The sequence below is a fragment of the Polaromonas sp. genome (genome assembly GCF_010365105.1).
Lineage (GTDB): Bacteria > Pseudomonadota > Gammaproteobacteria > Burkholderiales > Burkholderiaceae_C > Polaromonas.
The window spans coordinates 65,366-78,376 of the sequence record NZ_JAAFGZ010000011.1 but is presented as its reverse complement, the minus strand read 5'-3'; the positions used below and the strand labels follow the sequence as shown (position 1 = coordinate 78,376).

Genomic DNA, 13,011 nt, shown 5'->3' with positions numbered 1-13,011 from the left:
TAGCTTTCTTTACTTGAACCAGAGGAAGGTCATGATGACGAAGAGCGGAATCAGGACACCGCCCGACCACAGCATGTAGCCGAAGAAGCTGGGCATTTTCACGTTGCGGTCTTCGGCGATGGCCTTGACCATCAAATTGGGGGCGTTGCCAATGTAGGTGTTGGCGCCCATGAACACCGCGCCGGCCGAGATGGCCGCAAGCGTCGGGGCGAACGTTGTCATCAGCGCCTGCGGGTCGCCGCTGGCGGTGTTGAAGAACACCAGGTAGGTCGGCGCATTGTCCAGAAATGAACTGAGCGCGCCGGTGGCCCAGAAGTACATCGCCGGGTCGGGCGAGCCGTCGGGCCGGGTCACGCTGGCCACCACCGCACCGAAAGGGCCATTGGCGCCGGCCTTGAGCATGGCGATCACCGGGATGATGGTCAGGAAAATACCGGCGAACAGCTTGGCGACTTCCACCATCGGTCCCCAGGAAAACTGGTTGTCTGCATGCACCTTGGTCGAGGTGATGGCCAGCGAAACAAAGGTGATGGCGACCAGCCCCGCGTCGCGCACCAGGCCGGGCAGGCCGACGCTGGTGCCGGCGATGTCGAACACCACGGGCGACTTCCAGATGCCGCTGAGCAGCACCAGCCCGGCAATGGCGCCCAGCAGCCAGAAGTTCGCGCCGCCATCAAAACCGACGCGCCGGGTGTCGGGCGTCGGGTCGATCGGCTGCATTTCCCCCCGGCGACGGTAAAACCAGGAATCCAGCGCAAAGAAGATCGCCAGCAGCGAGCCGACCAGAAAGAGCGTTTCGGGAAAGATGTGCTGCACGGTCCAGAAAAAGTCCACGCCCTTGAGGAAGCCCAGGAACAGTGGCGGGTCGCCCAGCGGCGTCAGCGAGCCGCCCGCGTTCGACACGATGAAGATGAAGAACACCACCACATGCGCCTTGTGCGCGCGGTTGTCGTTGGCCCGGATCAGGGGCCGGATCAGCAGCATCGACGCACCGGTGGTACCCATGAAGCTGGCCAGCACCGCGCCAATGCCCAGGATGGCGGTGTTCAGCCCCGGACTGCCATGCAGGTTGCCCCGGATATGGATGCCGCCGGCGACGGTGAACAGCGCCGTCAGCAGCAGGATGAAGGGAATGTATTCCTCCAGCAGCGCATGCATGAAGCTGAACGCCGCCAGGCCCGGGCCGTACATCGCGGCGAAGGGCAACAAAAAAGCCAGCGACCAGGCGGCCGACACCTTGCCGAAATGGTGATGCCAGAAGAATGGGGCCAGCAGCGGCAACAACGCAATCGACAGCAGCAGGCCGGCAAACGGCACGCCATACAGCGCCGACAGCACGCTGCCATCCAGCGCGGCAGCAAACGACAGGCCAGGCGACAGGCAAAGTAGCGCGAAGGCGGCAATGCAGCGAAGAAATTTCATGGACAGGTCCGGTTAAAAAGCTCGAATACCCGTGGCCGGAAAGCGCGGGTTCAGTGGTCAGGGGTCTGCTCAGCGCACCGATGCGACATCGAACACCTGACGCAGGTAGGCCAGGTATTTCTCGTCGTCGCACATGTTCTTGGACGGCGTGTCCGACAGCTTGGCCACCGGCTGGCCATTGCAACGCACCATCTTGATGACAATCTGCAGCGGCTCGTAGCCCAGGTCGTTGGTCAGGTTGGTTCCGATGCCAAAGGCCAGCTGGCAGCGCCCCCGGAACTGCCGGTACAGCTCGATGGTCCGGGGCACCGTGAGCCCGTCGCTGAAGATCAGCGTCTTGGTCTTGGGATCGACGCGGTTTTCCACATAGTGGCCAATCATGCGTTCGCCCCACTGGAACGGGTCGCCGCTGTCGTGGCGCGCGCCGTCGAACAGCTTGCAAAAGTACAGGTCGAAGTCGCGCAGGAAGGCGCTCATGCCGTACACATCCGACAGCGCAATGCCCAGGTCGCCCCGGTATTCCTTGGCCCACATTTCAAAGCCGAACACCTGGCTGTCGCGCAGCCGCGGCCCCAGTGCCTGGCAGGCCTGCAGGTATTCATGCGCCATCGTGCCCAGCGGGATCAAGCCGAGCTTCATGGCAAACAGCACATTGCTGGTGCCGGCCAGCTGCCCTTCAGCACCGGTGCCCAGGCGGGTGACCAGCGTGCGCAACACTTCTTCATGCCAGGCCTTGCTGAAACGCCGGCGGGTGCCGTAGTCGGCAATCTTGAGGTCGGCAAGGCTCCTGACCTGCAATTGTCCGATCTTGGTTTCCAGGCGCTTGCGGCCTTCGGCAAGGTCGGGCTGCTTTTGGGTGTTGCGGAAATAGACCTCGTTGATGATGGCCAGCACCGGAATCTCGAACAGGATGGTGTGCAGCCACGGGCCCTTGATCACCACTTCGATCTCGCCCGAAGGCAGGGCCTTGACGCTGACATACTTTTCATTGAGCTGGAAGATGCCCAGAAAATCGACAAAGTCGCTCTTGATAAAGCGCATGGCCTTCAGGTAGGCCAGCTCGGCATCCTGGAACTGCAGGCTGCACAGCCCGCGGATTTCCTCGCGTATCTCGTGAACGTAGAACGACAGGTCGCCGATGCCGGGCGCGCCGGCGTTGCGGCACTTGAACTTGTATTCGACTTCGGCCGCAGGAAACTGGTGCAACACCACCTGCATCATGGTGAACTTGTACAGGTCGGTGTCGAGCAGGCTGGTGATGATCATGGTGAACCCTGAAGCCGCGTGGAGCGAAATGCGTTGCGCCAGGCCCGCTGCCGGGCCTGGCGCTTCTTGCCTATGGTTGCCGGCGGCAATCAGGTGCCGAGAAAGTCCACTTCGAACAGCAAGGTGGCGTTCGGTGGAATCGCGCCGCCTGCACCGCGCGCGCCGTAGCCGAGTTCTGCCGGAATGACCAGGCGACGCGTGCCGCCGACCGACATGCCCTGCACGCCCTCGTCCCAGCCGCGAATCACTTCACCGGCGCCCAGCGAAAACTGGAAGGGCTGGCCACGGTCCTTGCTGGAGTCGAATTTCTTGCCCTGCACGCCGTCGTTGTACAGCCAGCCGGTGTAATGCACCTTGACGTATTGGCCGGCCTTGGCAATGGCGCCGGTGCCCAGCACGGTGTCTTCGTACTGCAGTCCCGAAGCGGTGGTAGTCGTCGTCATGGCAATGTCCTTTGTAGCGATAAATTGAAAAATGAATGAGTCCCCCAAACGGGCTCATTTCACGAGTCCCTGACTTTACCCGCAACCAGCCACAGCAAGCGGTCGGCGCGCGAGGCCAGCAGGCGATTTTGCTCGACGACCAGCAGTCCCATGCCTTCGCCCCTGAGGGCCAGCAGGGCATCGCGGATCGACGCCACCAGCACTGGCGCAATGCCTTCGCAGGGCTCGTCAAGCAGCAGGACTTTCGGGCCGGTCATCAGAGTACGGGCAATGGCCAGCATCTGCTGCTGGCCACCGCTCATCTGCGCGGCGGGCCGGTTGAGCAGGGTTTTAAGGACCGGAAACAGGTCCAGCGCCCGGGCTTCATGTGCCTTGGCATTGCGGCCGGCGGCGACATGCAGGTTTTCGCGCACCGTCAGTTCGGTGAACAGCCGACGGTCTTCGGCCACGTAACCCAGCCCGGCCTGCGCGCGCCGGTGGGTTTCCCAGCGTTCGACGTTCGCCAGACCCGACGGCATCTGGTAACGAATCGTGCCCTCAGTGCGCACTTCCAGCCCCATCACCGCCTTGAGCAGCGTTGACTTGCCCGCGCCGTTCAGCCCTTGCAACACGACCATCTCGCCGGCCGCCACGCGAAGCGACACCTCGAACAGGGCTTGGGCCGGGCCGTAAAAGGCGCTGAGCCTGTCGATTTCAAGCACGCGCATCTCCCTTGGCCTGCACGCCGTCACCGGCATCCTCCTGGCCGTCGCCCAGGTAGAGCCGGCGCACGTCGGCATCGCGGGAAATCTCGTCGAACGATCCCTGCGCTGCCAGCCGGCCTTCGATCAGCACCAGCACCCGGTCGGCAACACCATCCACCGCATCCATGTTGTGCTCGGTATAAAGCACGGCCATGCCCTGCCCGGCAAGCTTTTTCACCAGTTGCATCAGGCTGGCGCGCTCTGCTTCGGCCAGTCCGGCGGCCGGTTCGTCGAGCAGCAGCAGCCGGGGCGAGGCGGCCAGCGCAATGGCCAGTTCAAGCCGCTTTTTGGCGCCGTAGGACAGGCTGGCCACGTCCTCGCCAGCCACATCGCGCAGACCGGCCTGGTCCAGCAGCGCCCTGGCCGCCCCGACCGACTGCCGGTCCAGGAGTTTGAAGGCCGAAATGGCCTTTTGCGCACGACTGGCCTGCACAGCCAGCTGCACATTTTGTAGCACAGTCAGCGCTTCAAAGACCTGCGCCACCTGAAAGGTGCGCGCCACGCCGTGCCGCAGGCGCGCAGCCGGCGCCAGTTTTTCCAGTGCCTGACCGTTCCATATGATGGCACCGCCCGTCAGCGGATACTGGCCGGCAATGCAGGCAAAGCAGGTCGATTTTCCGGCGCCATTGGGACCGATCAGCGCCACGCATTCACCCGCCGCCACGTCGAAGCTCACGCCATCGACCGCATGGATGCCGCCAAAATACTTCACCAGACCTTGCACCTGCAGCATCAGCGAATCCCCTTGATGGCGCGCTGGCTGCTTGCCCGCGACAGCAGGCCGAGCAGTCCGGACGGCGAAGCCACCATGATCAGCATGATGAACAGCCCCAGCAGGCCGCGCCAGTAAGTCACTTCACGGCCCAGTTCTGCGCCCAAATAGCTCAGCAACACGCTGCCCACCACTGCGCCCCAGAGCTGGTGTACGCCACCAAGCAACACCACCAGCAGCGCATCGACCGAGGTGGACACAGCCGCCAGCGAAGGGAAAACAGCGCCCTTGTGCGCCGCGAACATCCCGCCCGCCAGGCCCGCCAGCACCGCGCTTTCCACAAATATCCGGTACTTGAGCCAGCCCACCGACAGGCCGGATGCGGCGGCGCGCAGCGGTGCATCGCGCACCGCCTGCAGCGCCGCGCCCATCACCGAGCGACTCAGGAACCGCAGCGCGAACACGGCGATCAAGGCGAGCGCCACCAGCAGCGCATAAAACACCGGCCGGCCGTCATCGCTCACCAGCCGCAGGCCGATCAGCCCGTTGTCGCCGCCGGTCAGGCTCACCCATTGCGTCGCACCGGCCCAGACCACCTGCGCCAGCGCCAGCGACAGCATCGCCAGATAAACGCCGCTGCTGCGCACCACCGCCGCGCCAAACACTGCCGCCACCGCCAGCGCGGCGCCGCAGCCCACGGCCAGCGCGACCGGAAGCGATGCGCCCCAGAGGCTGTGCGACAGCGCCGCGCCATAGGCGCCAAGCGCAAAAAATGCCGCATGGCCAAAGCTGACCAGCCCGCCCAGCGCCATCATGGCCTGCAGGCTGATGCCGAAAATCATCAGGATCAGGCCGTCGGCGGCCAGTGCCTGCCAGTAGGGGCCTCCCGCCCAGGCAACTGCAGCCAATGCAGCGAAAGCCAGCACCACCCCCGAAGTCCAGCCACGCCCCAGCTGCAGGCCGCGAAACTTCTGCGCGGCCTCCCGGTTGCTTCCGTGTTCCAGCGACGCGGCCGGTCTGCCCATAAGCCCCTGCGGTCTGAACACCAGCACGACCGCCATCGTCAAAAATACCACCACCAGCGTGGCCTGCGGAAACCAGGCGGTGCCAAAAGCATGCACCAGACCGATCAGCAGCGCGGCGACAAAGGCGCCACCGATGCTGCCCAGCCCGCCAGTGACCACGACCACGAAGGTCTCGACGATCACGTTCATGTCCATCTGCAGATGCGCCGGTTCGCGCGGCAGTTGCAGCGCGCCGCCCAAGCCGGCCAGTGCGCAGCCCAGCACCACCGCGCCCAGCATCAAGGGTTTGGGGTTGACACCCAGCGCCGCCAGCATGGCGCGGTCCTGCGTGGCAGCGCGCAGGCGCTGGCCAAACAGCGAGCGGCGCAGCAACATATGCAGACCCCACCAGACCAGCGGCCCCAGCGCGATCATGGCCAACTGGTACACCGGAAAAAATTCGTCACCGATCTGCACCGATCCCTTGAGCCCGGGAAAGCGTGGCGCAAACACCTCGTCCGGCCCGAAACTCCACTGCATCGCGTCATGCATCGCCAGGCTCAAGCCGAAGGTCGCCACCAGCTGGTACAGCTCGGGCGCGCCCGACATTCGTCTTAACAGCAGGAATTCGGCAATTCCGCCGGCCACTGCAGCGCAAGCAGCTCCCAAAAGAATAGCAAGCAGGTAAAGCGGCAGACTTTCGCCCCACACCGGAAACCAGTTGGTGACCCAGTGCGCGGTGAACAGCGCGCCCAGCATGAAAAAACTGCCATGTGCGAAATTGACGATCCGCGTGACGCCAAAAATCAGCGTCAGCCCCGCCGCCATCAAGAACAGCGTGGTCGCGTAAGACAGACCGCCAAGCAACTGAACGACGGAAAAGGTCATGCAGCCGCAATGCTTCAGCGAGCGTCCACGCTCAAACCAGAAGAAAGCAAGGCACGAGCCTGCTCATGGGTCAAGCTTGCAAAACGCTGTGTGCGGCGGTGCCCGCTCCAAACCGGCCGGGGCCGCGGAACCGGCTTTGCCGGGCCGCAGGCGCAGCGGCCCCCTAGGGGGGCAGCGAACCGCACGCAGTGGGGAGCGTGGGAGCTCATCACTCCACCCAGGTCGTGAATTCTGCTGCGCTCACGCGCGGCGTGCGAAAGGTGTTGACCAGCGCCGATTCGTCGGCATAACCCAGAGACATGCCGCAGACCAGCATTTCGGCGTCTCCTGCGCCGATGTGCGGCATGATGATCCTGGCAAAGCCGTTCCAGGCCGCCTGCGGGCAGGTGTGCAGGCCATGGCCTCGCGCAGCCACCATGAAGTTCTGCATGAACATGCCGTAGTCCAGCAGCGAGCCCCGGCCCATCACCCGGTCCAGGGTGAACATCAGGCCAACCGGCGCATCAAAGAAGCGGTAGTTGCGCTGGTGCTGCGCATGCATCTTGTCCTTGTCGCCCTTGGTGATGCCGAGCAGGCCGTACAGCCCCCAGCCGTTCTCGCGCCGGCGGTCAATATAGGGAGACACCCATTTCTCCGGGTAATAGTCGTATTCCTCCTGATACTCGACCGCCAGCGCCGGGTTGTCGCGCAACGCGTCATGGGCGCGGCAGACCTTTTCAACCAGGCTGTCCTTTCTCGCGCCTTGCAGGACATAGGCTTTCCACGGCTGCGTGTTGGTGCCCGACGGCGCGCGGCAGGCCAGTTCAAGCAAATGCAGAATGAGCGCGCGCGGTACGGGAGCCGGCAGGAACTCGCGCATCGACTGGCGGCTTTCGATGGCGCGATCGACCGCATTGACAGGCGGCTGGCAGGCGCTGCTCGGCGCATCGTCGGGCGCAAAATCGCCGGCGACGACAGGGTGGACGGAAGAATCGGTTGGGTTCATTTCAGCAGCTCCAGGACAGACAATAATTCAGGCGGCAGACAACTTGCCGGCCGGCGCGTGGCGCGATCGACATACACATGGATGAAATGGCCCCGGGCCGCGCACGGCAGGCGGTCATCGGCCGGGAACAGCGCCACCTCGTAGCGCACGCTGGACGCGCCGGCATGCGCCACGCGGATGCCGGCCACCACCGGTTCGGGAAACGCCAGCGGCGAAAAATAGTTGCATTGCGTCTCGACCACCAGGCCAATCACGCTGCCGGCATGGATGTCAAGCGCGCCGCGCTCGATCAGCAGGCCGTTGACGGCGGTATCGAACCAGCTGTAATAAACAACGTTGTTGACATGCCCGTAGAGGTCGTTGTCCGACCAGCGGGTACCGATGGCCCGAAAGGCCCGGTAGTCGCTGCGGTATTCGGGCTGGGGTCGGGGTGCGATGCTCATGGGAACGCTATTTTGCCAGCGCATCAGCCGGCAGAATTCCACCGACGCCAATATTCCAGCGCTACGCGGTAGGTGTTGACCTGCACCTGCACGGTTTCGTTAATATTGTTGCCATAGCCGCCTGCCATCGAAAAAGCCAGCGGAATCCGCCGTTGCCAGGCCCAGTCGAATACCCGCCGGTCGCGCGCCTCCAGACCGTCGAAGCTCAGGCTCAGCCGTCCCAGGCGGTCGCCTTCGTACGGGTCGGCACCGGCCAGGAACAGGACAAGGCCGGGCGCGAAGCGATGGTCCAACTCGTCCAGCGCGTGTTCCAGCGCCTGCAGGTAAGGCGCGTCCAGGCAACCATCGGCCAACTCGACATCAAGGTCGCTGGCCTCCTTGCGGAACGGAAAATTCTTTTCGCCGTGCAGCGACAGTGTGAACACACTGGCGTCACCGGCAAAGATGCTGGCAGTGCCATTGCCCTGGTGCACGTCCAGGTCAACCACTGCGACCTGCAGCGGCCGGCGCGCCTGGCGGTGCCGCCGCGCCCATTCGGCCTGCATCAGCCGCGCGGCCACGGCCGCGTCGTTGAACACGCAAAATCCGCTGCCCTTGCCCGCATAGGCATGGTGGGTTCCGCCCGCAAGGTTGGCGGCAATGCCCTCGGGCCGGGCACCCGGTCCCAAGCCCAGCGCCATTCGCGCCGCCATCACGGTGGCCCCGGCCGAACGCCTGGCGCGTTCGGCCATCGCCGGGCTCCAGGGAAAGCCGATCTCGCGCTGCGCCGGCGCCGGCAGCGTGCCTTGGGCGATGGCCTCTATATAGTCAGGCGTGTGCACCAACGCCAGTTCACCATCGCTGGCAGCCGGGGCCTGGCCCAGACGCACTTCGGGAAATTCACCCGCCAGCCGCTCGCGCAGCAGCTGATACTTGGGCATGGGGAAGCGGTGTCCGGCAGGCAGCGGCAAGACAAAGTGATCGGCATAGAAGGCTTGCACGAATCGTGATCCTGAAATATCAAATCAAATCAGAGTAACCCATCTAGATTGGTGCATTGCAGCAAAATTTGCTTGCAAAAGGTCGGGTTTCTCCTATAATCAATTCCATGTTGCAGTGCAGCAATTCAGCGCAAAGCAACTATCAACCTTTAACGACACATTTGGAGATTAATTATGCTGACCGCTGAACAACTCATGGCTTCCCACAAAGCAAACATCGAAACCCTGTTTGGTCTGACCCAGAAAGCCTTCGAAGGCGTTGAAAAACTGGTCGAACTGAACGTGCAAGCCACCAAGGCTGCCCTGGCTGAAACCGCGAACAACGCACAAGCCGTCATGGGCGTCAAGGACGCACAGGAACTGCTCGCGCTCCAAGCCAGCATGGTGCAGCCACTTGCCGAAAAAACTGCTGCCTACAGCCGCCACCTGTACGACATCGCCCAGTCCGCCGGCGCTGAAATCAGCAAGACCTTCGAAGGCCAGACCGCCGAAGCCCAGAAGAAATTCGCCGACCTGATCGAAAGCTCCACCCAGAATGCACCTGCCGGTTCCGAAACCGCAGTGACCATGATGAAAAGCGCCATGACCGCCGCCAACACGGCTTTCGAGTCGGTCCAAAAAGCCGTCAAGCAAGCCGGTGACATGGCCGAAACCAACTTCAATTCGGTGTCCGAGTCCGCCCTCAGCGCCACCAAGAACGCTTCCAAAAAGCGTTAATTTCAATTCCCTGTGTTTCAGGGTGCCCAGCGCACCTTGAAAGCACACTGAGCCCGCTTAGTTAGACTGGTCTGAATTGACCAGTCCTGACCAGTTGTCTCCTCGGTTCCTTGCAGAAACGTCAGGTTTCGCGGTTCCGTTCAAGCCCAGTCTCGCGACTGGGTTTTTTTTTGGTCAAATCAGTCCGTCTAGCTCGTCCAGCAAGCATGGACAGCTATCGAAAGATGAGTGGATCCAATCGCGGACTCAGGGGTGAGACGAGACGCCGGCAGCCAGCCGGGCCTTCAGCGCCGGAAGCGCCGCCAGCATCGCCGCCCTGCCCGATTCAATGGCCAGCTTGCGGGCCGAAAAATCGGCGCTCTTCAGCCCTGTTTGCGAAGGCCGCACCACCACATCGGCCTCCTTCAATTCGTACTGATTGATGCTTTTTCCCATGATGGAAAAGGTCTGCAGCAGGATCTGCAAGGTGCCTTCGGCCGGATTGCTTTCGGGCGGATTTGAAATATCGACCGCAATCACGATGTCGGCGCCCATTTGCCTGGCAAAGCGTACTGGCACAGGCGACACCAGGCCGCCATCAACATATTCATGCCCGCTGATCCTGACCGGCACGAACACCGCCGGTACCGCGCTCGATGCCCGTACTGCCGTGCCGGTGTCGCCGCTGCGAAACATCACCGCCTGGCCGCTGTTGAGGTCGGTTGCGACGATGCCCAGCGGGATCGCCATGTTCTCGATCAGGCGGCCGCCGACCAGCTGGTTGACGTAGCGGCCCAGCGCATCGCCGCGAAACATCCCTTTGCCGATGATCGGCAGCATCCAGTCGGTGATGGCCACTTCCTCCATCCCGAGCGCGGTCTGCTGCAGCTGCGCGCTGGTCTTGCCGGTCGCGTAAATCGCCGCGACCAGGCTGCCGGCCGAGGTGCCCACCACCATCTGCGGCCGCAATCCGGCTTCTTCGAGCACCGCGATCACGCCGACATGGGCAAAGCCGCGCGCCGCGCCGCCGCCCAGCGCCAGGCCGATCTTCAACGGCTTCCTGACAGCAGGCAACGTGACCGAATCGGGCGCAGCGGTCTTGACAGGCACCACTGGTGCCGTGGTGCAACCGGCGACGAGCATGAGGGGAAGCAGCAGTTTTCCCAGCCATCCCGCCGAAAACCTGCGTGTCAGGCGCACACCAGCCGCCTGGTCCAGGTTGTATTTTTCAGCCGAAAAGATATTGCGACTAATTCGCATTTGCATTAAACTCATTAACTTTCAAGCCTTCAGGATTTTCAACATGATCAAAAGTGCGCCAATTTTTACCGGACTTGCCCTTGCTGCCGCTGCCTTGATGGGTGCCGCGGGCAGCGCAAGTGCCCAGGAGCAGGTGGTCAACCTGTATTCTGCCCGCCACTACCAGACCGACGAGGCGCTTTACAGCAATTTCACCAAGGCCACCGGCATCAAGGTGAACCGGGTTGATGCCGACGATGCCGGCATCCTGGCGCGCCTGAAGGCTGAAGGAGCGGCGTCGCCTGCCGACGTGATTTTGCTGGTCGATGCCGCCCGCCTCTGGAAAGGCGATGTCGAGGGCCTGTTCAAGCCCATCAAGTCGCCCACGCTTGAAGCGGCCATTCCGGTCAACCTGCGGGCCAAGGCCAGCCCTGAAGGTACGACCTGGTTCGGCTTTTCCACCCGCGCCCGCGTCGTGGTGTATGACAAGCTCAAGGTCAAAAAGGCCGATGTCGATACCTACGAGGAACTGGCTGACCCCAAGAACAAAGGCCTGCTGTGCACCCGTTCGGGCGCACATCCCTACAACCTGTCGCTGTTTTCAGCCGTCACCGAGCACATGGGCGAAGCCAAGACCGAGCAGTGGCTTGCGGGCCTGGTCGCCAATATGGCGCGCGCCCCGAAGGGCGGCGACAGCGACCAGATCAAGGCCGTGGCCAGCGGTGAATGCGGCGTGGCGCTAACCAACTCTTATTACCTGGCGCGCATCATGCGGTCCAGCGCACCCGAAGACAAACTGGTGGCTGACCGCGTCGGCGTCGTATTTCCGAACCAGGAAACCTGGGGAACGCATGTGAACATTGCCGGCGCCGCCGTGGCAAAGAATGCCAAGCACGAGGCCAACGCCATCAAGTTCATGGAATACCTGGCCACTCCGGATGCGCAAAACTACTTTGCCAACGGCAACAACGAATGGCCTGCTGTGCCCACCGTGAAGGTCAGCAACCCGGCGTTGCAGGCCATGACGGGCGGCAGCTTCAAGTCGGAAACCATTCCGGTCAGCGCCATCGGCTACAACCAGGTCAAGGTGCAGCAGATGCTGGACCGCGTTGGTTACAAATAATCGAATCATTCGTCAACCCTTGAGCGCAGGCCCGGCCGTTGAAAGACGGCCGGGCTTTTTCATGCGCGATAATTGGCGACTGGATTGACGTTAACGTCAACGTCAACCTGCTCGACCAACTTCTTTTTCCGTTTCCCTTTTTTCAACCTTTCAACATCAAGGAATATTCCATGGACATCGCAGGCAAGGTATTTATCGTCACCGGTGGCGCCTCAGGGCTGGGCGAAGGCACGGCACGCATGCTGGTCGCCAACGGCGGCAAGGTCGTGATTGCCGACATGCAGGCTGAAAAGGGCGAAGCCATCGCCAAGGAACTGGGTGAAGGCAACGCTGCTTTCGTCAAGTGCGACGTGAGCCAGGAAGCCGACGGCCAGGCCGTGGTGGCCAAGGCCGTGTCCATGGGCAAGCTGATGGGCCTGGTGAACTGCGCCGGCATTGCACCGGCTGAAAAGACCGTCGGCAAGAACGGCGCGCACAGCCTGGCGGTGTTCAGCAAGACCATCACCGTCAACCTGATTGGCAGCTTCAACATGATCCGTCTGGCTTCTGAAGCCATGTGCAAGAACGAACCCGAAGCCACCGGCGAGCGCGGCGTGCTGATTTCCACGGCCTCTGTGGCGGCCTACGACGGCCAGATGGGCCAGGCCGCCTACAGCGCTTCCAAGGGTGGCGTGGTCGGCATGACGCTGCCCATTGCCCGCGATCTGGCGCGCAATGGCATCCGCAACATGACGATTGCCCCCGGCATTTTCGGCACGCCGATGATGTTCGGCATGCCGCAGGAAGTGCAGGATTCACTGGCCGCCGCCGTGCCCTTCCCTTCGCGTCTGGGAACGCCGCAGGACTATTCCAAGCTGGCCAGGCACATTTTTGAAAACGACATGCTGAACGGTGAAGTGATCCGCCTCGATGGCGCGATCCGCCTGGCGCCGCGCTAAAGCGCCAGCGGCATGCGTGGCCAGGCCGGGCTGCGCATGCTCTGTTTTTAATAGCTGTCGGCGCACGCCCTGCTTGCGCAAAGTGCCAAAAAACCACTAAACCCAGCGCAGACTTGCCGCAAACCACAC

13 protein-coding genes are annotated in these 13,011 nt (G+C 62.7%); 3 read left to right on the top strand and 10 right to left on the bottom strand.

All coding sequences use genetic code 11. The features are described from left to right. Positions 1-9: 9 nt before the first annotated feature. The 9 genes from GZ092_RS09845 to GZ092_RS09805 form a co-directional block, all read right to left on the bottom strand. On the bottom strand, positions 10-1,422 hold the full coding sequence (locus GZ092_RS09845) for a sodium:proton antiporter (RefSeq protein ID WP_293636222.1): 1,413 nt from the start codon (positions 1,420-1,422) through the stop codon (positions 10-12). A 69-nt stretch (positions 1,423-1,491) separates the two neighbouring features. Beyond that, on the bottom strand, positions 1,492-2,688 hold the full coding sequence (gene pncB / locus GZ092_RS09840) for a nicotinate phosphoribosyltransferase (protein WP_293636221.1): 1,197 nt from the start codon (positions 2,686-2,688) through the stop codon (positions 1,492-1,494). 89 nt (positions 2,689-2,777) lie between these two features. Further along, the gene (locus GZ092_RS09835) at positions 2,778-3,131 is read right to left on the bottom strand and encodes an FKBP-type peptidyl-prolyl cis-trans isomerase (RefSeq protein WP_293636220.1); all 354 of its coding nucleotides are present in this window, start codon (positions 3,129-3,131) and stop codon (positions 2,778-2,780) included. Between the two features lie 59 nt (positions 3,132-3,190). Then, positions 3,191-3,838: an ABC transporter ATP-binding protein gene (locus GZ092_RS09830; RefSeq protein ID WP_293636219.1), complete on the bottom strand. Its 648-nt coding sequence runs from the start codon at positions 3,836-3,838 to the stop codon at positions 3,191-3,193. Then, positions 3,825-4,607, bottom strand: a complete 783-nt coding sequence (locus GZ092_RS09825; RefSeq protein WP_293636218.1) for an ABC transporter ATP-binding protein — start codon at positions 4,605-4,607, stop codon at positions 3,825-3,827. Before GZ092_RS09825 ends, GZ092_RS09830 begins: the two co-directional genes overlap by 14 nt. After that, entirely contained in the window at positions 4,607-6,478 is a 1,872-nt protein-coding gene (locus tag GZ092_RS09820) for an ABC transporter permease (RefSeq protein WP_293636217.1), read from the bottom strand. Before GZ092_RS09820 ends, GZ092_RS09825 begins: the two co-directional genes overlap by 1 nt. 208 nt (positions 6,479-6,686) lie before the next feature. Then, complete coding sequence (locus GZ092_RS09815) at positions 6,687-7,463, bottom strand: nitroreductase (RefSeq protein ID WP_293636216.1); 777 nt, start codon at positions 7,461-7,463, stop codon at positions 6,687-6,689. Next, complete coding sequence (locus GZ092_RS09810; protein ID WP_293636215.1) at positions 7,460-7,906, bottom strand: thioesterase family protein; 447 nt, start codon at positions 7,904-7,906, stop codon at positions 7,460-7,462. Before GZ092_RS09810 ends, GZ092_RS09815 begins: the two co-directional genes overlap by 4 nt. A 23-nt stretch (positions 7,907-7,929) precedes the next feature. Then, a complete protein-coding gene (locus tag GZ092_RS09805) occupies positions 7,930-8,886 on the bottom strand; it encodes a histone deacetylase (protein WP_293636214.1) in 957 nt (318 codons plus the stop codon). Positions 8,887-9,057: 171 nt separating this feature from the next. Between GZ092_RS09805 and GZ092_RS09800 the strand changes: the two genes are divergently transcribed. After that, positions 9,058-9,603 carry a phasin family protein gene (locus GZ092_RS09800; RefSeq protein ID WP_293636254.1) on the top strand — a complete coding sequence of 182 codons (546 nt, stop codon included), beginning with the start codon at positions 9,058-9,060 and terminating at the stop codon, positions 9,601-9,603. Between the two features lie 246 nt (positions 9,604-9,849). Here the strand turns inward: GZ092_RS09800 and GZ092_RS09795 are convergent, their stop codons facing one another. After that, positions 9,850-10,725, bottom strand: a complete 876-nt coding sequence (locus tag GZ092_RS09795; protein ID WP_293636253.1) for a patatin-like phospholipase family protein — start codon at positions 10,723-10,725, stop codon at positions 9,850-9,852. A gap of 160 nt (positions 10,726-10,885) precedes the next feature. Between GZ092_RS09795 and GZ092_RS09790 the strand changes: the two genes are divergently transcribed. Further along, positions 10,886-11,944: an extracellular solute-binding protein gene (locus GZ092_RS09790; RefSeq protein ID WP_293636213.1), complete on the top strand. Its 1,059-nt coding sequence runs from the start codon at positions 10,886-10,888 to the stop codon at positions 11,942-11,944. Between the two features lie 170 nt (positions 11,945-12,114). Further along, positions 12,115-12,882, top strand: a complete 768-nt coding sequence (locus GZ092_RS09785) for a 3-hydroxyacyl-CoA dehydrogenase (protein ID WP_293636212.1) — start codon at positions 12,115-12,117, stop codon at positions 12,880-12,882. The last annotated feature ends 129 nt before the right edge of the window (positions 12,883-13,011 follow it).

What these genes read in the sequence shown, in the direction of transcription:
- GZ092_RS09845 (WP_293636222.1), bottom strand. Translation starts at nt 1,422, where the DNA reads ATGAAATTTCTTCGCTGCATTGCCGCCTTCGCGCTACTTTGCCTGTCG.
- pncB (WP_293636221.1), bottom strand. Translation starts at nt 2,688, where the DNA reads ATGATCATCACCAGCCTGCTCGACACCGACCTGTACAAGTTCACCATG.
- GZ092_RS09835 (WP_293636220.1), bottom strand. Translation starts at nt 3,131, where the DNA reads ATGACGACGACTACCACCGCTTCGGGACTGCAGTACGAAGACACCGTG.
- GZ092_RS09830 (WP_293636219.1), bottom strand. Translation starts at nt 3,838, where the DNA reads ATGCGCGTGCTTGAAATCGACAGGCTCAGCGCCTTTTACGGCCCGGCC.
- GZ092_RS09825 (WP_293636218.1), bottom strand. Translation starts at nt 4,607, where the DNA reads ATGCTGCAGGTGCAAGGTCTGGTGAAGTATTTTGGCGGCATCCATGCG.
- GZ092_RS09820 (WP_293636217.1), bottom strand. Translation starts at nt 6,478, where the DNA reads ATGACCTTTTCCGTCGTTCAGTTGCTTGGCGGTCTGTCTTACGCGACC.
- GZ092_RS09815 (WP_293636216.1), bottom strand. Translation starts at nt 7,463, where the DNA reads ATGAACCCAACCGATTCTTCCGTCCACCCTGTCGTCGCCGGCGATTTT.
- GZ092_RS09810 (WP_293636215.1), bottom strand. Translation starts at nt 7,906, where the DNA reads ATGAGCATCGCACCCCGACCCCAGCCCGAATACCGCAGCGACTACCGG.
- GZ092_RS09795 (WP_293636253.1), bottom strand. Translation starts at nt 10,725, where the DNA reads ATGCTCGTCGCCGGTTGCACCACGGCACCAGTGGTGCCTGTCAAGACC.
- GZ092_RS09790 (WP_293636213.1), top strand. Translation starts at nt 10,886, where the DNA reads ATGATCAAAAGTGCGCCAATTTTTACCGGACTTGCCCTTGCTGCCGCT.
- GZ092_RS09785 (WP_293636212.1), top strand. Translation starts at nt 12,115, where the DNA reads ATGGACATCGCAGGCAAGGTATTTATCGTCACCGGTGGCGCCTCAGGG.